This window comes from Chryseobacterium sp. CFS15, assembly GCF_031118795.1.
Lineage (GTDB): Bacteria > Bacteroidota > Bacteroidia > Flavobacteriales > Weeksellaceae > Chryseobacterium > Chryseobacterium indoltheticum.
This window is the reverse complement of record NZ_JAVHYL010000006.1, coordinates 96160-115409: the sequence shown is the minus strand read 5'-3', so window position 1 is coordinate 115409 and position 19250 is coordinate 96160. Positions and strand designations below refer to the sequence as shown.

Below are 19250 nucleotides of genomic sequence, written 5' to 3'. Positions count from 1 at the left end.
TTATTTTTAATTTATGGAATTATTTTTTCGCTGAATCTTCTTTTAATTTTTCCAGATAATCTTCTTCGAGACTTTTGAGCCTTTTAAAATAATTTTCTTTATCCATAAACAACTTTGGGTTGTAAGAATCTCCTTCTTTTCGCTTTTTATGAAGATCAAACTGACTTGCATGTGAAGCTACCCAAACATCGAAATTTATTTTTTTCATGGCTTCAAAAGTATATCCATAATCTTTTTGAATAGTAGGATATTTCTTTACATCAGAGAATTTATGGTCAATAATAATTGAAGGTAAATTGGCGATCAAAACTTTGTAATTTTTGTTTCCTTCTTTGGTTTCAAATAAAAAGCTGCACGATCCTTTTGTGTGACCTGGATGATGAAGTAAGGTCAATACCGTATTTCCCAATTTTATTTTAGCATTATTTTTCAATAAAAAATCAGGCTGCACAGGTTCAAAAGTAACGCCGTATTTTCCCATTTCGTAGTCAGATTTTCCACCACTTTTCAGTTCATTTGCATCTTTTTCGTCAACATAAAGTTTTGCACCGGTTTCTTTTTTTATTTGAGCCATTGCTCCCATGTGATCATAATGCGCCTGCGTTAAAGTAAGAATTTTAATGTCTTTATAATTGAAACCCAACTTTTCGATATTTTTTTTAATGGTAGAATAAGAATCCGCCAAACCTGTGTTGATCAAAATGTTGCCTTTATCGGTCACAATCAGATAAGATGCAAGATCGTAAGTTCCTACATAATATAAATTCCCCACAATTTTGAAAGGTTCATAGTCTTTTGACCATTCTGCCGGATTATTTTTTGGCTCTGTTACGGTTTGCGCAGTTCCCAAAAAAGATAGGCATAGTAAAAATAAAAGTGTCAGGTTTCTCATTTATAAAAAATCGGGATATTCATTAAAATCAAATTATTTTCTGTTTAAAATAGCTTTAGGAAGCGGAACAAATTCCTTTTCGTCTCCGGGAACCAAAGGAAAAGCTTCGTGATTCTGATCGTTCCAGTTTACTTTTGCCTGATCAATTACTTCTTTGTCTGAATTTACAAAATTCCAGAAAATGAAACGTTCTTCATCAAAAGGTTCGCCTCCGAAAAGATAAACAGTTGCATTTTCGCTCATTTCAAACTCGCAAAGTTGGGTGTTTTTGGCAATCAGCAATTGTTTGGAACCGTAAGAATTCTCTTCAATGTTTACCGTTCCGTCTAAAACATACATTGCCGCTTCACCGTAAAGATCTTTTCCGATACTGATTTTTTGTGCGGTTTTAGTTTTAATTTCAATAAAAAATAATTTACTGTGTACAGGAACCGGAGACTTCTTACCAAAAGCTTCACCTGCAATCAATTTATAATGAACTTCTCCTTCTTCCCAAACCGGAAGCTCGTTGGCTTCAGTATGATGAAAAGTAGGTTCGCTTTGTTCCAAATGTTTTGGAAGACCTACCCAAATTTGAAAACCATGAAGTTTTTTATCTGTATTCCTTAAATATTCAGGAGTTCTTTCTGAGTGTACAACGCCTTTTCCGGCAGTCATCCAGTTCACAGCGCCCGGTTTTATTTCAAGAGCGCTTCCAATGCTGTCTCTGTGAAAAATAGAACCTTCCAAAAGATAAGTTAAGGTAGAAAGACCAATGTGAGGATGTGGCGGAACATCAAGATTTTGATAATCTTTTAATTCTGCAGGCCCCATGTGATCGATAAAAACGAAAGGACCAACCGCTCTTTTTTCACGGAATGGCAGTAGTCTTCCAACTAGAAAATTTCCTATATCTGCGGATTTTTCTTCTAATATAAGTCCGATATTTGACATGAATGTTGTGATTTTAGTTTTTGTGAGAAGCTAATTTAATTAAAATTTATACTATTTAAGGTACTTTAATAAAAATTAAAGTTTGTCGTAACCCTCAAATCTTTGGTCTACAATACGTTTCCATTCAGGATTTTTTTTGATGAATGCAAAAACATACGGACAGAACGGAAGCAGCTTTTTACCGCTTTCTTCTATATAAATCAAGGATTTTTCTACTACCGCAGCGGCGGCTCCGGTTCCTGCCAATTCAGGCTCGGCTTCTGTATGGATCAGGGATATTTGCTGACTTGTTTCTTTATAGTCAATAAATGCAAAATGGCTGTTTAGCTCAATTTCAAATCTCTTTTTATCTTCGTTTTTTACTAATGGAATATTTTCAAGTTCTGGTTTCATAATGTTTATATTTTTTAAGTTTTATAAAAGAGAATAATATTTGTCATCCTGAAAGGATCTCGACTTTAAAAAAATAAGGTTAGATTCCTGCGGAACGACAAACACTATTCTAATTTTTATGAATATGATTTTATTTAAATTAATCTTCCAGATACCCGAATTTTCCGGTATTGAAATCTTCAAAAGCCTGCATGATTTCTTCTCTGCTGTTCATTACAAAAGGACCGTGTGGAAAGATGGGCTCATTTAAAGGTTCCCCACTTAGAATTAACACGACTGTATCTTCTGTTGCTTCAATAGTAAAGTTTTCACCTTCATTTTTAAACAAAACGAAATGATTAGCTGATACTTTTTCTTCACCGTTGACCAAAATACTTCCTTCAATTACCAAAGCTGCGGTATTAAAATTTGCTGGAAAATTAAATTCTGCTTTTCCACCTGATTTTAATTTAGCGTTCATCAAATTGACAGGACTGAATGTCGTGGCAGAACCTTTTATATTTTGATATTCTCCGGCAATAATTTCTACAAATCCGTTTTCACCTAAATCTGCTCTTTTTATTTCTGAGTTTTTAATCGCCTGATATTTTGGCTTGCTCATTTTATCTTTGGCAGGAAGGTTTACCCAAAGCTGCACCATCTGAAAAATTCCTCCGGTTTTTGACCATTCCTTTTCATGATATTCTTTATGTAAAATTCCACTTGCTGCAGTCATCCACTGTATATCTCCTTCACCAATAATACCGCCACCGCCAGCACTGTCATGATGTTCTACTTTACCTTCATACGCAATGGTAACGGTTTCGAAACCTCTGTGTGGATGTACTCCAACCCCGCGAGGTGTTTCTGAACCATTGAAATGAAATTTAGAATTATAATCGAGCATGATAAAAGGATCCATTCTCTTCATATCTAAACGAGGAACGCTCGGAATAAAATTGTGTACTCTGAAACCATCGCCCACAAAATGCGCAGGCTTTGGCGAGATTACTATTTCTACTTTTTTTGTTGTCATAATAGATGTTTTTATTTTAAACAAAATTAGGACAGTCAGAAGAGAATTACATTGATGTGTGGTAAGTAAGTTTGAGGGACTGAGAGTTATAGAATTATAGAGTGGGAGGGTGTTTTTAGAGTTTTAGTGTTTATTCTTGGGATTTCATGTTTCTGCCATCGAACGTATGCAGTCTTCTGAAAACTAAGCTCGATAGAATCGTTAAAATTCCTACCGTAAGGAAAGTGTAACGAAACGCGTTATGGGTTTCGTGTTTGATGAGTTCAGGGCTGTTTTCGTAAATTTTTAAAACAATTAAGCCAAATGCAATTCCGAATCCGATCGCTAATTGTTGATTAACCGAAATCAAAGAGTTTCCGCTGCTGGTCTGGAAGTTTCGTAGATCTGCTATAGAAATGGTATTCATTGATGTAAACTGTATTGAATTAAAAAATCCTAAAATCGCAATCACAGGAACAAACCAATATATTGAAGTGTGAATATCCGGAATGGCAAGACAGCAAATTAAGACTCCGATAATAAATGTATTGACCATTAATGTTCGTCTGTAGCCAAATTTATTTAAAATTCTGATGACGGAAGACTTACCAAACATGGCTGTTAATGCCATCGGTGCAATAATCCAACCCGAAATTACGGCTGACTGTCCATAAGCAATCTGAATCATTAATGGCAGTAAAAGAGGAACAGAACTGATCCCTAATCTTGTTGCCAGATTTCCGATAATTCCTACACGAAATGTACGAACCTGAAATAAACTTAAAGGAAAAATAGGGTTATTCCCTCTTTTTGCATGCTTATAATAATAATACAAAAACAAAAATCCTAATATGAAAACGAGTAAAACCGGCGTGATATTCTGCATGTCTCCGAAAAGTTCGAGAGAAACCGAAAGAAGAAGAGATGCTGCTGCAAAAATCAAGAAACCTTTCAGATCAAAATCGGTTTCCCGAGAATTGTAATTGGGCATATATTTTAAGCCTAAAACAATTCCTAAAACCCCAATCGGAATATTAATAAGAAAGATCCAGTGCCACGAAAGATAATCTACCATATAACCTCCTACAAGCGGACCGAGAACAGGACCAATTAAAGCAGGAACGATAGCAAAATTCATGGCTTTAAGCAATTCGTTCCGGTTAAAAGTTTTGATTAAAGCCAGTTTTCCGACAGGCGTCATCAGACTTCCGCCAACGCCCTGAATAACCCGTGAAATCACTAAATGAGTAAGGTTTTGAGAAAGAGCACAAAATACAGAGCCTAAGCTAAAAAGTACCAAAGCAAAAATAAAAACCCTCCTCGTTCCGAAACGATCTGCCAAAAATCCGCTTGCAGGCATGAAAACAGCCAGTGTCAGAACATAACTGATAATTGCATTCTGCATATTCAGTGGAGATTCATTCAAATCTTTAGCGATTGAAGGTAGGGAAGTGTTCAAAATTGTAGAATCTAGCATCTGCATAAAAATAGCAGTCGCTAAAATCAACGGAAGAACTTTTTTTACAGTTTGTCGGGTAGAGGTTTGTGTGGGCATTTATCGAAAAATTGATATGATTTGCCATACCAATTTACGAAAAATTATAGGATGAATCTTTTAAACTTAAGATAATTACAGACTCATATGAATCAACGGATAGTCTTTACCCGAACCATCTTTGTCTGATCTTCCTGTTTTTCTGAATCCCATTTTTTCATAAAATCCTATTGCCTGCGGATTTTGCTCATTCACATCTACTTTTGTACAACCGGTTTTATCACACAAATATTGAAAAAGAATTTTTCCTAATCCTTTTCCACGAGCATCATTATGAACAAAAAGCATTTCTAAAGTATCGTCAGAAACTGCACCAAATCCTTTCGGATCATTATTTTCAGAAATAATGTAAATTTCAAGATGAGGAAAATACTGTTCAGGAATCACTTTTTTAAAATATTGAAAATCACTTTCCGATAAAAAATCATGGGTGGCTTTTACGGCAGATTCCCAAATTTTAACCAATTTCGGATAGTCATCAGTAATAGCTATTCTAATCGTATACGACATTTTATATTTTTCAGTTAAATTTAAAAATTAATCAATGAAAACGAAAATCATGTTTTCAGAATGATGAGAAAAAAAATAATTGACTAATTTTAAGTAAAAGAAATCTTATGCTTTTTTCAGAAACCATCAGTGAAATCTTAAAGGTAAAATATCCAATTATACAAGCGCCAATGTTTGGAGTAAGCACTCCGGAAATGGTTGCAGCTGCTACAAAAGCAGGATGTTTGGGTTCGTTGGCTTTAGCTGATCTTTCTGCTGAAAAATCTGTTGAATTGATTCGTAAAACCAAATCACTGACAAATCGACCTTTTGCGGTTAATATTTTTGTTCATCAAATTCCTGAAATTACCGATGAATTAAAACAACAATATTCTAAGACGAAAAAACATCTTGAAAACTTGGCTCAGGAAAATAATATGGAGGCTCATCTTCCTGAATTAGAAAGCTTGAAAATCAATTCTTATAATGAACAAATTGATGCCATTATTGATGAGAACTGTAAAATTCTAAGCTTTACTTTTGGAAATATTGACCATCAAAGCATTCAGAAATTAAAAGAAAACGGAACAGTTTTAATTGGAACCTGTACTTCTGTAGAAGAAGCTTTGGCTCTTGAAAAATCGGGAATTGATATTATTTGCGTTCAGGGAATAGAAGCCGGAGGTCATAGAGGAAGTTTTGTTTCGGGAAATATTCCTCAGATCGGCGGCTTTTCTTTGCTTTCTCAGGTCTATGATTCTGTAACAGTTCCTCTGATTTATGCAGGCGGAATTTATAACGGAAAAACGTTGGCTGCTGCAAAACAATTGGGCGCACAAGGCGTTCAGGTGGGAAGTATTTTATTATCTTCACATGAAAGTGCTTTTCAGGATTTTGAAAAAGAAAGGTTGAAAAATATCAATGAAAAAGATATTATTTTAACGAAAAGTTTTTCGGGACGCTACGCAAGAGGAATTAAAAATAAATTTATTGAAACGATTGAAAATTCAGAATATATTTTACCTTATCCATATCAAAATAAATTGACCGGTGAAATGAGAAGAATCGCAAAAACGGTGAAAAATATTGAGTTTGTCAATCTTTGGGTAGGACAATCAATTGTCAATTACAGCGAACTTTCAACCCAAGTTATTTTAGAGAAATTAATTCAGGAATATTAAATCCCGCTGATTATACAGATTTAGCAGATTTAAGAATAAAAATAATTTAACGAAATAATTAATCAGCAAAGTTCTAAAATCAAACCAATTCATCATATTAATTTACATCACAAAAATCACAATTAATGAAATCACCATTACAAAATCCTGAAAAGATCACAAGGAAAAAATCATCCGTCGGAAAAATATTTAAAGTCATCAGTATTTTATTTTTGATTTTAATCCTTGGTTTAGGAATCGCACAATACATATACCGAAACGAAAAAGAAACGCCGCTATATAAAATTCAGCAGTATTTAACGTACAGCAAAGAAGATTGGGCAAATTATGAAAACAACAAACGAATTTTGGCAAGTTTTCCTGCTGAGTCAGGTATAATAGATGTTGCAAATCCTGCGCCTGAAAGCCCAATTGATACATTGATGTGGGAAAATGCAATTAAAAATAAAGATTTTATTCCGGATGAGGTTTTGGCAGAAATAAAAAGGTACAAAGCACGAGATTTTTCTAAACTGATTTTAGCGGAAAACAAACCGAGTAACGAAAAAGCTCAAAATGCCATTGTTAGTCATTATAAAAATGAAGTGAGTAAACTTTTGGACGAATATAAAGCTCATATTCAGATTGGAACGGCTTATAATGCACCGTTACAGTCGGGAGAAGAATTGGTGCGGGTTACGGCAATGGTTTCAGCGTTTAATAAAGAGCGTGGAAATTTGGGAAATATTCAAATGCCGCTTAATGTGATTTATGATTTTGTTCAATATAAATCTGAACCGGATGTTTGGCATGTATCAGATTTTAGCCAGAATATTCCTTATGATTACAAGCTTAATAAAGATCCTTGGTAATTTTATTGATCAAATCCAATATCAAAAAAATAGCTTTCAGAAGTACTGAAAGCTATTTTTTTATGTTATAATTAAGAGATTGCTTTGATTGCAATAGCTTATTTGGTTAAATCTAAACCACCGAAATTACCGGAGCTCATCATCATATAAACACCTTTGGTTTTATCAAGTAAATCCCAATAGGCGTGAAGTTCTTCAGCATTCGTAAACACTTTCAGGTTTTCATTTTTGAATTTCTCTGTGATTAAATCTGGAGAAATCGGCTCCATTCTTTTAATTTTTAAAGCATCTTCAGAATAGAAAACAATGGCTTCCTCCAATCCGTCCATGGCGTGATCATATTGCTCAAGGAAAACAGGATTTAAACTTGAGTAGGTGTGAAGCTCAAGAAAACCGTATTTTTTTTCATTTTTAAACTGTTCGCAGAATGCTTTCACCGCAGCTTTTACTTTGCTCGGAGCGTGTGCAAAATCTTTATAAAGAATTCCTTTATCTTCTCTTTCAACTTTTTCGAGACGCTTTGAAGCTCCTTTAAAACTCATAATAGCATCGTAGAAATCTTCATCCATGATTCCCAACGTATGGCAAATCTGTCTTGCACCTTCAAGATTCAATAAATTGTGTGCTCCAAAAACAGAAAGTGGAATATCACCCATTTCGGTTTTCAGAAGTACTTTTCCGTTGCTGATCTCGTATTCTGGGGTTTTATATGGGATTTTTCTGAAATAATTTTCAGCATTTTCTACCACTTTTACCACTTCTGCATCTTCTTCATTGTACACCAAAACTCCACCCGGCGTAATGCTAGCCACAAATCTTCTGAACTGCTCAATGTAATCGTCAAATGTTTTGAAAACATTGATGTGATCCCATGCAATTCCGCTCATTAAAGCGATATTTGGCTGATATAAAAGGAATTTTGAACGCAGATCGATAGGAGAGGAAAGATATTCATCACCTTCCAACACCATAAAATCGTTGTCTTCGGTCAGTTTTACCATGCAGTCAAAACCTTCCAACTGAGCTCCCACCATATAATCTACATCTTTCTGATGGAAATTAAGCACGTGAAGAATCATCGAGGTGATGGTTGTTTTTCCATGAGAACCGGCGATGACAACTCTGGTTTTATTTTTTGATTGTTCGTAAAGAAACTCAGGATAAGAATATATTTTTAAACCTAATTCTTTTGCTTTTGCCAATTCGGGATTGTCTTGATGAGCGTGCATTCCGAGAATTACAGCATCAATATTAGACGTGATTTTTTCAGGAAACCAACCCAACTCTTCGGGAAGAATTCCTTTTTTTTCTAATCTTGATTTTGAAGGTTCAAAAATAGCATCATCCGAACCTGTTACGTGATATCCTTTATCTTTAAGTGCAATTGCAAGGTTGTGCATTGCGCTTCCGCCAATAGCAATAAAATGAGTTCTCAATTTATTTTCCTAGTTTTTTACGTTATTGTTGATGAGTTTCTGAAATTCAGCGGTAATGTTTTGCCAATTGGTCTTGTAATTGGGCATGATCATGCTTCCGTCATTTTTGCTACCTTCGTTGACACCTTTCTTAATGTTGATCGATGTAGTCACGTTATCATAAACCTTCTTATGATCTTCCTGAATTTTTCTGAAATTATTTTTTGTAAGGGTCGCTTCCAAATTTTTCAGATCGTCATCAGATACTTTGAAACTTTTCTTGATTTTTTTGCCTTGTCCTTCTAATGAATAATGGGCATCATTTCCTTTTATCAAAAGGTTTTCGTAAGACGGAGCATAACCTCCGCTTTTAGAATAACTGATATCAAAGTCCTGGTAAACTTTCTGACTGTTGCAAGAAAGTGACGTGAGAATAATTAAAAGTACGCCTAAAATCTTCTTCATTGTCGTTTAGTTTTGTGAATTATTTTGTTCAGACTTTTTAGCCTTAATTTCTTCATCATAAGTATGGAGAATATTAAAATCTTCGGTCTGCTCAATGGCCGTCATTATTTTAAGAAGAATCTGCTGTGCATTTTCTTTGTCGTAGTCAATATCAAGGGGTTTTTTAAACTCCATTGTCGGTTTTACTCCGGTTACTTTTACACGAAGTCCTTTCTTGTCAAAGGCTCTTCTGAAGCCGTTTATTTTAATAGGAATTACAATCGGGCGCTGGTTTTTAACCAATTTTGCCGTTCCTTTTCTTCCCTGAGCAAAAGCTGCAGTAGTACCTTGCGGAAATGTTGCTACCCAACCATTGTCTAGCGCCTTCATAATATTGTCTATCTCACCGAGATCTACCATTCTGTTGACGTTTTTACCTTCCGCTCTCCAGGTTCTTTTTACAGTAACTGCACCTGCAATTTTAAATATTTTTGGAAGAATACCCTTATTCATCGTTTCTTCGGCAGCAACATAATAAAAATCTACTCTTGGATTTAAAAGATAAATAGGATTTTTTATAGTATCTAAATACCCATTATTTACGGCACAAAATGCATGATACATTGCTGCAACATCAGCAAAGTAGGTTTGGTGATTTGATACAAAAAGTACATTAGAATCCGGAAGATCAAGCAAATTTTCGGTTCCGGTAATTTTTAGCTTATTGAAGCCATTGAATCTTCTGTAAGAAACAATTCCCAGAATGAAAATGATTAATCTTTTTAAAAAATAAGGTGTTCCGAATGAATCGGTAAAAATGTTCTTTTTCGCCATTTTTCAATTAAACATAATAGTTGCAAAGTTACATTTTTTTAATCAACTGGCTGAATTCGCTCAGGATCATCGCTGTGGCTCCCCAAATAATGTATCCGTTAAAATTTATTACCGGAACTTCATGTCCGCCAGCTCCGGGAAGTGCCATAATTTCCGGACTGTCTGGTAAGTTTAAGAATGAGGTGATAGGAAATTCTATCACTTCGACAGCTTCACTTTGCTGAAGGATAAATTCAGGATTTTTTTTGGTATACGAAATAAAAGGATAAACATAAAAATTACTTGGCGGAATATAAATAGGGGAGAGCTCCCTTATAATTCTCACATAATGTTTTTCGATGCCTATTTCTTCTGAAGTTTCGCGGATGGCGGTTTGGGCAAAATCTTTATCCAGCTCTTCGCGCTTTCCGCCGGGAAGAGAAATTTGTCCGCTGTGGCGGTCTCTTTCGTTTTCGGATCTTACAATCAGCGGGAAGTACCACTCATTATCTTTTAGATATAAAACGATATTTACGGCTGCAAATTTCGGATTTTTCTCTAAAACCTGATCATAGGTGAATACGGGACGTGAAGGAGGTGAGAAAATTCCGTGGGCATTGGCGCCGGCCAATCCTGCATTTTTTATTTTTCTTAAAAGATCTTTACCAAAACTTTCCATAGCTCAAATTTAGTAATATATCTTGTAGAAAGGAAGCGTAAAAATGTTAATTAAAGATAATTTTCTCAACAAAATAAATGTATTTATATGTGATTTTTGAGAAAAAGGATGAATTAACTTGATGTCAGTATTTACTTATAATTCTTTGTTTTTCCTTGTATTTTTTATCGCTAGGAAAAACAAAGTTTTTATAATAAATGTATTTAATAAGATAAACAAAGGTATTTGACTTCGTCGAATCTTCGATTCATTTAACTACGAAATACTAAAACGTAAATCATCATTTATTTGACATGACGGTATCCGAAAATTGTGCAAGGCGTTGAATTATTAGAATATTTTATCAGAAAATAAAAAAACCTCCAGAAAACTGGAGGTTGTAGAATGTTTTTTTAATTAGAATATCCGCTCAATTCTTCTTTTTTAGAATTGTAGATTTTGTATTCTAAGTACTTGAAAGAATCCCTGGGGATAATGGTGACCCATTTTTTATACTTCAAAAACCACTTCATCTGGATGCTTTTAAGACCTTTAGTAAGGTAAGCTTCTACGAAAGGGTGTACATGCAGGAAAAGTTTTCCTTTTTCTTTCTGCATAATGGTTCTGATGGTGTCTCCCATTTTCTCAACAATTACGATCGGAGCTACTATTTCTCCATCTTTGTTGGGGTTTTCTTCTTTGGTGTCGATCTGTTTTTCCGGACGGTTTCTTTGTCTTGTAATTTGTATCAATCCAAATTTACTTGGTGGTAAAATCTTGTGACGTGCTTTGTCTCGGCTCATTTCTGTTTTAAAATGCTCATACAAATCTCTTCTGTGATCGGGATTGGTCATGTCGATAAAATCGATCACGATGATGCCTCCCATATCGCGAAGACGCAATTGTCTTGCTATTTCTGTGGCTGCCATTTTATTTACATGCAGTGCATGCTCTTTATTGGCACTATTTCCGGCGGTAATATTATTTCCGGAATTGACGTCGATTACGTGCAGCGCTTCTGTGTGTTCTATCACCAGATAGGCGCCCTTTGAACTAGGAATATTTACATGTTTTCCAAAGCTTTGTTTAAGCTGTTTTTCTACATTATAATATTCGAGAAGAGGAATATGGGAGTCATAGAACTGAACGATGTTTTTTCGTTCCGGAGCTATCACTTCCAGATAATTTTTCATTTCGTCTACCATTTGCTCGTCATCGCAAAAGACATTTACAAAATCCTGATTAAAGTTATCTCTCAAGATCGATGAAGCTTTATCATCTTCGCTCAAGACTTTAGAAGGTACTTTGTTTTTCTGAATATTCTTAAAAGTATTCTCCCATTTCTGAATCAGTTGATTCATATCATTATGGAGATCAGCTACTTTCTTTCCTTCTGCTACTGTTCTGATGATGACTCCAAAACCTTCCGGTTTTATACTGTCGATCAGGGTGCGAAGTCTTATTTTTTCTTCAGAACTGCTTATTTTTTTTGATATTGAAACTTTATTGTCGAAAGGTATCAAAACCAAAAAACGTCCTGTTAAAGAAATTTGGGTAGAAATTCTGGGTCCTTTTGTGGAGATTGGCTCCTTGGTAATTTGTAATAAAACGATATCATCTTTGGCGATGATCTTATCTACAGTCCCGTTTTTGTCGATTTCAGGCTGAATCTCAAAGTTTTTCAAGCCTGATGAAACCTGCTTTTTGGATACCGAATCTTTTAAAAATTTTCGGTAAGTAAGGTATTGCGGTCCCAAATCCTGATAATGCAAAAATGCATCTTTGTCGTATCCGATATTTACAAATGCGGCATTAAGGTTGGGAGCAAGTTTTTTTACTTTTCCTATAAACAGATCTCCTACTACAAAATCATTTTTGTCTTCTTCCTCATGAAGTTCACATAGTCTTCCATCCTCCAGCAAAGCAATCTTTGTAAGATCATCTTCATGCGAAACTATTAGTTCTTTCTTCATTTTTAAAATTAAAGATAAAAAGATTGGTGATGAATTTGAGGTAATGATTGCTCATTTGCTCAACTTATTACTTATTTACATAACAAAATATAGTCGGTGAATATTAAAAAATTAAAAACACCAACTATATTATTATACTAAAAATCCCGAAGGAGATTATTTTTTCTTATGTCTGTTCGCTCTTCTTCTTTTCTTTCTTTTGTGTGTTGCAACCTTGTGTCTTTTTCTTTTCTTTCCGCTTGGCATAATGTTTAAATTTTTTTTAGTAACTCGTTAATATTAATTATTTCTCTTTATTTTACTGCAACCTTAGTTTTTACTTTCTCCACAAAAGATTTTGATGGCTTGAAAGCAGGGATGTTATGTGCAGGAATTTCTATTGCAGTGTTCTTAGAGATGTTTCTTCCCGTTTTTGCTGCTCTTGTCTTCACTATGAAAGATCCAAAACCTCTTAAGTAAACATTGTCTCCATTGTACATAGAAGTTCTGATCTCCTGCATAAAAGCTTCTACAACTTTCTGTGTTTCATTCTTTTCGGTCCCCAATTTATTTGAGATGGTGTTTACCAATTCTGCCTTTGTCATTTCCTTTGTAAATTTTAAATTTTAGGTGTGCAAATTTAGTTAAAAAAATTGAATAGTAGCAAATTCACGCGAAAAATGTTTCACATAAACTACTGAGAATTCTATCTTTAGTATAGTATGCCGCTAAAAAGAGTGCTTTTTTTACATGCTGGAATTGTAATATCCGTTCTCTACACAGAAGCGAATGAGATGCAGTTTTGTTTTTAAACCAAGTTTTTCTGTAAGTCTGTTGATGTACGTATCGATGGTACGTGTGCTTAGATTGAGCTTTTCACCAATTTCTTTATTACTGAAACCTTCATAGCAGAATTTCATTAGCAAAATTTCTGTCGAAGAAAGCTCTTCCTGACTTTTTTTCTGACGACTCATATATTCCTGAACTGCCAAAGGCTGTTGTTTCCAATTTTCAGAATACGCAGGATAATCAAATTCCTGGGAGGTAATTTGTCCCTTGATGATGTCTTTTATAATATTGCTGTTTTTCTGGCAGTAATAGACATTGGGGATTTTATCTAAAATATCTGCCATGTCTTCCTGATAAGTTCCGGAATAGGTGATAATTGGGGTTTCACTATTATTTTTCCGGATAAACTTTATGGCTTCCATCCCGCTGAGCACGGGCATAAACAGCTCGATGATGAAAACATCTTCTTGCTTTCTGTAGATCCGGTTAATAAGCTCATGGCCGTTATTACAGTCATTGAGTAGCATATTGAATGGGTTTTCCAACAGCGTTTTGATCATTATTTTTTTAAAATAAAAATCGCTGTCGGCAATAGAAAATCTTACCGTATTGGTCAGTAGTTTACTCATTTTATTTTTGTGATTTGGTATGGCAAAATAAAATTCTGCTGACTAAAATAAGAAAATCTTTCGGATCTGAAAATTAAACTTTACATTAAAAAATTGTGAATAGTATTGTATGCATTAAATTTAATTTTGTACATAAATGTTTTTTTTCCTATTTTCACAATCCAAATCAAATCACAACCATGTCTTCTAATAGAGAAAAAAAATTAAACAAATCCGATGTAAGATTAGGTATATGGAAGTTTATACTTTCATTTATTATATTATCTGCAATATCTTTTATTGCAGTATTCTTCTTTTTTAAGAGTTACGACAGGCAACTTACCGGTGTTGATGAAGAAGTTCGTGCATACCGTGACCTGTTGAATCGTAATAATCTTCTTCATACTCACATTGACAGTATTTATGCAAGAATGGAGCTTTATGATTCTGATAAAGCTTACAACGATAACTATTTGCGTACTTACATTCTAGATAACGTTCGCGAAGCTCAGGAAATTATGGGCACCGACAGTGCTACCAATTTAAAGCATTATGCCGTTTTAATGCAGAAAATTAAGCCGATGCTTAATCTTAAAAGTCAGATTGTGACTGTTTCTGCCAAACAGCAGATTGCCATCCGCGATGTTCAGGAATGTCAGGGGAAATCTAGTCAGATCAGCAACAAGATGAGAATAGATCCCTCCAGAAAATTTACAGGGCGCAGAAGATAATTACATTATAAAGTTTAGAAACTATGCAGGGACAAGTTACATTATCAAAAAAAGAAAAGCATTACCAATTTTTTTACCTCATATTAATGCTTATTGTTGCTCTTTTCTTTCTGGGAGTTATTTTTCTGAAGGGTTTTTCATCTCCATTTTCTGAGGCAGATACTAATGCATTGCAGATATTAGATCAGAAAGTAAAGTTTGATCAGCAGCAGAAAATAGGTTTAAAATTAATTGATACAGCCTCAGCAAGAGTTAATAGACTTTCTATGGAAATTCAACAGCCTGTAGAAAGAAACGATGCTGAATATGCAATACAGGATTTAGCTAACACATTTCAGAATGTTGTGGTCCATGATCAACGAAAAATGGCTTTCCCGCAAATAGGAAAATTTATCAAAATGAATATGGTTGATAAAGAGAGAATTATGAAGATGAACGAAACGACCAAAACATTTGAAAAACAGTTTGAAGAATGCCAGTTGGGATACAAAGAAAAAAGCCAGACCCTGAGAGAACGGAATAATTCTTTAAACCCGAGATAACACCAAAAAATATACAAAACACATCACAAAAACTTACTATGAACTATTTTCAAAAGAACAGGAAAAACATCATTATTGGTGTAATCGTCACATTGCTTATTGCTGCACTCGTTGCATTGTGGCTGCAAAAAAAGGTCATTCATTCGGCAGATGATATTGAAGGAGTAGTTTTTCCCTCTACACTTTCTACTGGTGATACGTTAACATTCAATGATAAAACATCATTTGCGAAATTCAAAAAATGGGATTTTGGGGATGGCCAGACTTCAGAAAAAGATAAAGGAATTCATTTTTACACTAAGCCGGGTTATTATAATGTAACCTTGATTATTGATAATAAATATTCTAAATCTTTTCCGATCATAGTTTCTTCAAGAGGAATACCAAAACCTAAAGACAGCGCAGCCACGGTAACTAAAATTGATGCTCAGACTCAGGCAATGCAATATGAAAATGTGCAGTTTCGTGCCCTTTCAGATGCTACGCAGTTTACCTGGAGGTTTGGTGAGAGCGGAAAAATCGATGCTAAAGACAAATTAGCTATTTATGCGTTTCAAAAACCGGGAGATTATGTAGTTACGCTTTACACGGAGAAAGATTTAGAGCCAATTCAGCATCGTATAAAGATTTTACAGGCGTATAATTCTATGCAGGACGAAGAGCCGACTTTAGACGAACTGTATGCTAAAAAAGATAATGATTTTAAATATCATCTGCAGCAGATTGCGAATGGTAACAGCTTCAATATGCATTACAACTATCTTTTGAAAACTTATCTGTGTAACAATGAAAATACAATTGTAAAAGTTGCCGACAGCAAAGTCAATAATTTTTACCTGTATTGTGCGGGTCTTCAGTTTGATAAAAATACAGTGATACAGTCTGTAAAATTGAATTTTGATGACGGAATGACTTGTGTAACCAAAGTTGACATCAACCAAAGCAAATAATAAATTGTTCGTTATCGGGCATCACACCAATTATAAAGAAAATTAAGATGAAAAATAAATTTCCTCTAGCGGCTTATTACATCGGGCTTTCAGTTTTACTGACGAGCTGTCAGGTAAAATTACCGTCAAAAAAAACTCCTGAGCCACAACAATATGGGCAGATCGACAATGCGTCTGTAATCAATGGTTTTCCAAAAAAATCTGCACCTTGGATCGTTATTTCAGACCGATCAAGAAATACAGCTTACCTCGATAAAAATGATGAGAAATCATATAAAGAAGTAAAGTTTTTGGAACCTTTAATGGTTTTAAAACACAGAGACGGAATGGTAAAAGTAGCAGAATATATTCCTGATGCTTTAATGAAAAAAGTTTCGTCAAAATCAATAAAAACCTATGGCTGGATCTCAGAATCTGATCTGTTGCTTTGGAGTAACTCTTTAAAAAGCGAAAAAACCGGATATCCCGTTCGAGTAGCAGTTGTTCCCAATAATCCTGATGTTATAAAAAGTGCAGAAAGATATTATAAAAACGACTCTATTATGGTTTTCAATTCGCCAAGCCTTATTGAGGCTGCCGATGTGAAAATTCCAAACGGACAAATGGTGTACGTTTATAAGCAAGCAGAAAATAACAAACGTTTTTTAGTCGGGAAAAAGCCCAGAATCGATATGGACAGTATAAGTACAGGCTTATACGGTTGGGTGAGTTCTAATGTAATTTCGGCCTGGGGAGAGCGCTCTGCCGTGAAAATGAAAAACCCAACAGGTATAAAAGAAACCACGTTAGGAATTCATGAAGGTTCTCCCGGAGCTGCTGATCAAGAAAATCGTACCGCTGTTCTGTTGACAGATGTCAATAAAAGACCACCTCTTGAAAATATTTATCCTGTAACATTAGCCTTAAACGAAGAAGCAAAGCCAGATGTGAAAACGAAATATTTTACCAATGTTTTAGACTACAGTAAAAACTTTGTTAAGAATGTGCTGGGAGAGCCTATTATTTTTGACCGTTACAAAGAGATAATTGAAAAAAACAAGAAAATAAATATTGTTTTTGTTGTCGATATAAGTGAAGCAAATAAGCCTTACATACCAATTGTAAGCTCACTTTTGCAGGATCTTCAGTTAAAATTTGAAAAGCCTACTTACTTTAATTCTGTAAAATACGGAGTTGTTTTATATAAAAATAATTCTTGTGGAGAAAATGTGATTCCGTCACCTTTAAGTAAAGATTACAATAAGGTAATGGCATTTATTGAAGATAAGATGAATGAAATGAATTGTCCGAGTAATATTGGGAATCAGCCTGTAAATGAAGGTTTGATTGCCGCTGGAAATTTACTTTCTGATGTTCCGGACGAAGCTAATATTGTAGTTACTATCGGTACTTCTGCCAACCGAAGCGGAAATATGTATAGTGTGATTGGATCATTAACGCAGGCTCAGGCAAGGCTTATAATGTTCCAGACGAATGCTCGCTCTTCCGATACTTACAACGATTTTGTCTTAATCTCAGAGAATGTTGTGACCAATACGGCCAAAAATGTCGCTGAATTAAAAAAGCAGAAAATTATCAATCAAAGTGAGGTCTTAACCAAGAATAATTTTAATCTGATAGAAGGAGATGCAGGTTTCTTTTCTTTAGACTTTCCTAAACAAAGTATGGCTCAGGGATTCGTAATCTTTCCTAAAAAAGGAGATATTACTGCACCGGGTCTTTTGGTGAAATCTGTAGATAGTCTGATTGCTCAGGTGACTTATGATAATGAAATGATTGATAAATCTTTGAATGAACGTTTTCATTCTTCGGTGGGTGCAGGAAAAACGGAAGTAGACTTCAAATATAAATATCTGTATCCGGGATTGACGAATCCTGTTCCTGCAGGTATTGCAGCTCAGCTTATCAATTATGGTAACCCGTTTTTAGCGAAAGGATATATTCCTAAAGAACTGATGGATTATAAACAGAATATGGAAAAAGGTATTCTTGTTTCAGAATCTGAATATGATCAGCTAAAAGCTTTCTACAAAGAAGTTTATGAAAATACGGGTGCTGCAAGAACAGATTTTAAGCAAGGAAGAGCGGTCAGAGAATACATTAAATTATTAAAAAAATACAATCCTACGCTTAAGTTTTTAGACAAAGGAGAATTATATAAGCAACCGATGTCTTATGCAGTGGGTGTAAGTACAGGTTTTGACAATTCTGACGAAGAAAAAATGTCAAAATTTATGCTTAAAGGTTGGATGAAATCTGATATTATCACTAATGAAGAGGCTAGAACTTATTTTAAATATTACAAAGATCTTGCAGACAGATTGCTTACATACCGAAATAATCCTGCGGTGAAAATTAAGCAGAACGGGCAGGAATTCTATTGGCTAAACGAATATTTTATGCCAACAATGCTTCCTGTAGATGAGCCGGAATATACTCAACATTAATTAGTTATGATATAAAAAAAAACGGAAAATTAATTTTCCGTTTTTTTTATGTTAGAATACTTTTTATTATCTTTGAGTACCAAACATCACATTATGTCTACTCAATCATCATCTCATGATGGTAAACACTTCGTCGTTCAAAAAGGAACATGCCAGTGTAACCAAGGAGACCAGTTTCCTAAGCATATCGTCAATGCTCACAACAAACATTTCTGGAATGATTCTGCCGGCAATGCAGATTATTTAGCCGTTACAGAAGATGACCTTCAGTTTGATCCATCAGGGCCAAGTTTTGGAAAATGTAAATTAAAACCCAGTTCGGGTGGCTATCTTCCTTGTGCTTATGCTCCAGCCGGAAAATGGCAAAAAACTTACGAAAAAGTTTTGGTGATGGGCAAAAAATGTGTGACAGAAGTTTCTGAACTGCAATGTACAACAGGTGGGAAAATTACGATTAAAGATCACGGGCAACGTGGTGAAATGAGTAAAAAGAATGTGAAAAATGCTGATGCAAAAGTAATCAGGCATGTAAATCCTCTTGTGGATGTGAATGACTTCAAAGAAACAGTAATGGAAAGCGAAATCGACGCTTATTAATCATTAAACTTTCCTG

At 34.7% G+C, this 19250-nt stretch carries 20 protein-coding genes; 7 read left to right on the top strand and 13 right to left on the bottom strand.

All coding sequences use genetic code 11. The features are described from left to right. Positions 1–19: 19 nt before the first annotated feature. The 6 genes from blaCPS to OH814_RS11435 form a co-directional block, all read right to left on the bottom strand. A complete protein-coding gene (blaCPS, locus tag OH814_RS11460; RefSeq protein ID WP_308828243.1) occupies positions 20–892 on the bottom strand; it encodes a CPS family subclass B3 metallo-beta-lactamase in 873 nt (290 codons plus the stop codon). A gap of 33 nt (positions 893–925) precedes the next feature. Next, positions 926–1825 carry a pirin family protein gene (locus tag OH814_RS11455; RefSeq protein WP_076562433.1) on the bottom strand — a complete coding sequence of 300 codons (900 nt, stop codon included), beginning with the start codon at positions 1823–1825 and terminating at the stop codon, positions 926–928. A gap of 75 nt (positions 1826–1900) precedes the next feature. Then, a complete protein-coding gene (locus OH814_RS11450) occupies positions 1901–2218 on the bottom strand; it encodes a GNAT family N-acetyltransferase (protein WP_308828242.1) in 318 nt (105 codons plus the stop codon). A 139-nt stretch (positions 2219–2357) separates the two neighbouring features. Continuing rightward, on the bottom strand, positions 2358–3233 hold the full coding sequence (locus OH814_RS11445; protein ID WP_279194779.1) for a pirin family protein: 876 nt from the start codon (positions 3231–3233) through the stop codon (positions 2358–2360). 130 nt (positions 3234–3363) lie between these two features. Further along, positions 3364–4767 (bottom strand): DHA2 family efflux MFS transporter permease subunit, encoded by a 1404-nt coding sequence (locus OH814_RS11440; protein WP_308828241.1) that lies wholly within the window; start codon positions 4765–4767, stop codon positions 3364–3366. Positions 4768–4842: 75 nt separating this feature from the next. Then, on the bottom strand, positions 4843–5277 hold the full coding sequence (locus OH814_RS11435) for a GNAT family N-acetyltransferase (protein WP_308828240.1): 435 nt from the start codon (positions 5275–5277) through the stop codon (positions 4843–4845). Positions 5278–5384: 107 nt separating this feature from the next. Here OH814_RS11435 and OH814_RS11430 point away from each other — a divergent pair, with 107 nt between their 5' ends. Together OH814_RS11430 and OH814_RS11425 are read left to right on the top strand one after the other, a co-directional pair. Beyond that, positions 5385–6437: a nitronate monooxygenase gene (locus tag OH814_RS11430; RefSeq protein ID WP_308828239.1), complete on the top strand. Its 1053-nt coding sequence runs from the start codon at positions 5385–5387 to the stop codon at positions 6435–6437. 125 nt (positions 6438–6562) lie between these two features. Next, entirely contained in the window at positions 6563–7288 is a 726-nt protein-coding gene (locus tag OH814_RS11425; RefSeq protein ID WP_308828238.1) for a hypothetical protein, read from the top strand. Positions 7289–7386: 98 nt separating this feature from the next. On the opposite strand, the gene murC is transcribed toward OH814_RS11425, so the two are convergent. The 7 genes from murC to OH814_RS11390 form a co-directional block, all read right to left on the bottom strand. Further along, positions 7387–8724, bottom strand: a complete 1338-nt coding sequence (murC, locus tag OH814_RS11420; RefSeq protein WP_308828237.1) for a Mur ligase family protein — start codon at positions 8722–8724, stop codon at positions 7387–7389. Between the two features lie 9 nt (positions 8725–8733). After that, positions 8734–9168 carry a hypothetical protein gene (locus OH814_RS11415; RefSeq protein ID WP_308828236.1) on the bottom strand — a complete coding sequence of 145 codons (435 nt, stop codon included), beginning with the start codon at positions 9166–9168 and terminating at the stop codon, positions 8734–8736. A 6-nt stretch (positions 9169–9174) separates the two neighbouring features. Then, positions 9175–9981, bottom strand: a complete 807-nt coding sequence (locus OH814_RS11410) for a 1-acyl-sn-glycerol-3-phosphate acyltransferase (RefSeq protein WP_076562417.1) — start codon at positions 9979–9981, stop codon at positions 9175–9177. 28 nt (positions 9982–10009) lie between these two features. Beyond that, positions 10010–10639: a CoA pyrophosphatase gene (locus OH814_RS11405; RefSeq protein WP_076562415.1), complete on the bottom strand. Its 630-nt coding sequence runs from the start codon at positions 10637–10639 to the stop codon at positions 10010–10012. Positions 10640–11031: 392 nt separating this feature from the next. Further along, on the bottom strand, positions 11032–12591 hold the full coding sequence (locus tag OH814_RS11400; protein ID WP_076562706.1) for an Rne/Rng family ribonuclease: 1560 nt from the start codon (positions 12589–12591) through the stop codon (positions 11032–11034). A gap of 293 nt (positions 12592–12884) precedes the next feature. Then, entirely contained in the window at positions 12885–13175 is a 291-nt protein-coding gene (locus OH814_RS11395; RefSeq protein WP_034674127.1) for an HU family DNA-binding protein, read from the bottom strand. 141 nt (positions 13176–13316) lie between these two features. Further along, complete coding sequence (locus OH814_RS11390; protein ID WP_076562704.1) at positions 13317–13988, bottom strand: response regulator transcription factor; 672 nt, start codon at positions 13986–13988, stop codon at positions 13317–13319. A gap of 179 nt (positions 13989–14167) precedes the next feature. Here OH814_RS11390 and tssO (OH814_RS11385) point away from each other — a divergent pair, with 179 nt between their 5' ends. The 5 genes from tssO (OH814_RS11385) (at position 14168) to OH814_RS11365 (ending at position 19234) form a co-directional block, all read left to right on the top strand. Next, positions 14168–14698 carry a type VI secretion system TssO gene (gene tssO, locus OH814_RS11385; protein WP_308828235.1) on the top strand — a complete coding sequence of 177 codons (531 nt, stop codon included), beginning with the start codon at positions 14168–14170 and terminating at the stop codon, positions 14696–14698. A gap of 23 nt (positions 14699–14721) precedes the next feature. Then, entirely contained in the window at positions 14722–15240 is a 519-nt protein-coding gene (gene tssO / locus OH814_RS11380) for a type VI secretion system TssO (RefSeq protein WP_115620083.1), read from the top strand. Positions 15241–15278: 38 nt separating this feature from the next. Beyond that, positions 15279–16190 carry a PKD domain-containing protein gene (locus OH814_RS11375; protein WP_123885911.1) on the top strand — a complete coding sequence of 304 codons (912 nt, stop codon included), beginning with the start codon at positions 15279–15281 and terminating at the stop codon, positions 16188–16190. Positions 16191–16237: 47 nt separating this feature from the next. Further along, positions 16238–18637, top strand: coding sequence for a type VI secretion system protein TssR domain-containing protein (gene tssR / locus OH814_RS11370; protein WP_308828234.1), 2400 nt, complete (start codon positions 16238–16240; stop codon positions 18635–18637). 93 nt (positions 18638–18730) lie between these two features. Then, entirely contained in the window at positions 18731–19234 is a 504-nt protein-coding gene (locus OH814_RS11365) for a DUF4280 domain-containing protein (protein ID WP_308828233.1), read from the top strand. Positions 19235–19250: the final 16 nt, after the last annotated feature.

Bases quoted from the DNA above. Each gene is read 5' to 3' on its own strand.
- blaCPS (WP_308828243.1), bottom strand. From the start codon at position 892: ATGAGAAACCTGACACTTTTATTTTTACTATGCCTATCTTTTTTGGGA.
- OH814_RS11455 (WP_076562433.1), bottom strand. From the start codon at position 1,825: ATGTCAAATATCGGACTTATATTAGAAGAAAAATCCGCAGATATAGGA.
- OH814_RS11450 (WP_308828242.1), bottom strand. From the start codon at position 2,218: ATGAAACCAGAACTTGAAAATATTCCATTAGTAAAAAACGAAGATAAA.
- OH814_RS11445 (WP_279194779.1), bottom strand. From the start codon at position 3,233: ATGACAACAAAAAAAGTAGAAATAGTAATCTCGCCAAAGCCTGCGCAT.
- OH814_RS11440 (WP_308828241.1), bottom strand. From the start codon at position 4,767: ATGCCCACACAAACCTCTACCCGACAAACTGTAAAAAAAGTTCTTCCG.
- OH814_RS11435 (WP_308828240.1), bottom strand. From the start codon at position 5,277: ATGTCGTATACGATTAGAATAGCTATTACTGATGACTATCCGAAATTG.
- OH814_RS11430 (WP_308828239.1), top strand. From the start codon at position 5,385: ATGCTTTTTTCAGAAACCATCAGTGAAATCTTAAAGGTAAAATATCCA.
- OH814_RS11425 (WP_308828238.1), top strand. From the start codon at position 6,563: ATGAAATCACCATTACAAAATCCTGAAAAGATCACAAGGAAAAAATCA.
- OH814_RS11415 (WP_308828236.1), bottom strand. From the start codon at position 9,168: ATGAAGAAGATTTTAGGCGTACTTTTAATTATTCTCACGTCACTTTCT.
- OH814_RS11410 (WP_076562417.1), bottom strand. From the start codon at position 9,981: ATGGCGAAAAAGAACATTTTTACCGATTCATTCGGAACACCTTATTTT.
- OH814_RS11405 (WP_076562415.1), bottom strand. From the start codon at position 10,639: ATGGAAAGTTTTGGTAAAGATCTTTTAAGAAAAATAAAAAATGCAGGA.
- OH814_RS11400 (WP_076562706.1), bottom strand. From the start codon at position 12,591: ATGAAGAAAGAACTAATAGTTTCGCATGAAGATGATCTTACAAAGATT.
- OH814_RS11395 (WP_034674127.1), bottom strand. From the start codon at position 13,175: ATGACAAAGGCAGAATTGGTAAACACCATCTCAAATAAATTGGGGACC.
- OH814_RS11390 (WP_076562704.1), bottom strand. From the start codon at position 13,988: ATGAGTAAACTACTGACCAATACGGTAAGATTTTCTATTGCCGACAGC.
- tssO (WP_308828235.1), top strand. From the start codon at position 14,168: ATGTCTTCTAATAGAGAAAAAAAATTAAACAAATCCGATGTAAGATTA.
- tssO (WP_115620083.1), top strand. From the start codon at position 14,722: ATGCAGGGACAAGTTACATTATCAAAAAAAGAAAAGCATTACCAATTT.
- OH814_RS11375 (WP_123885911.1), top strand. From the start codon at position 15,279: ATGAACTATTTTCAAAAGAACAGGAAAAACATCATTATTGGTGTAATC.
- tssR (WP_308828234.1), top strand. From the start codon at position 16,238: ATGAAAAATAAATTTCCTCTAGCGGCTTATTACATCGGGCTTTCAGTT.
- OH814_RS11365 (WP_308828233.1), top strand. From the start codon at position 18,731: ATGTCTACTCAATCATCATCTCATGATGGTAAACACTTCGTCGTTCAA.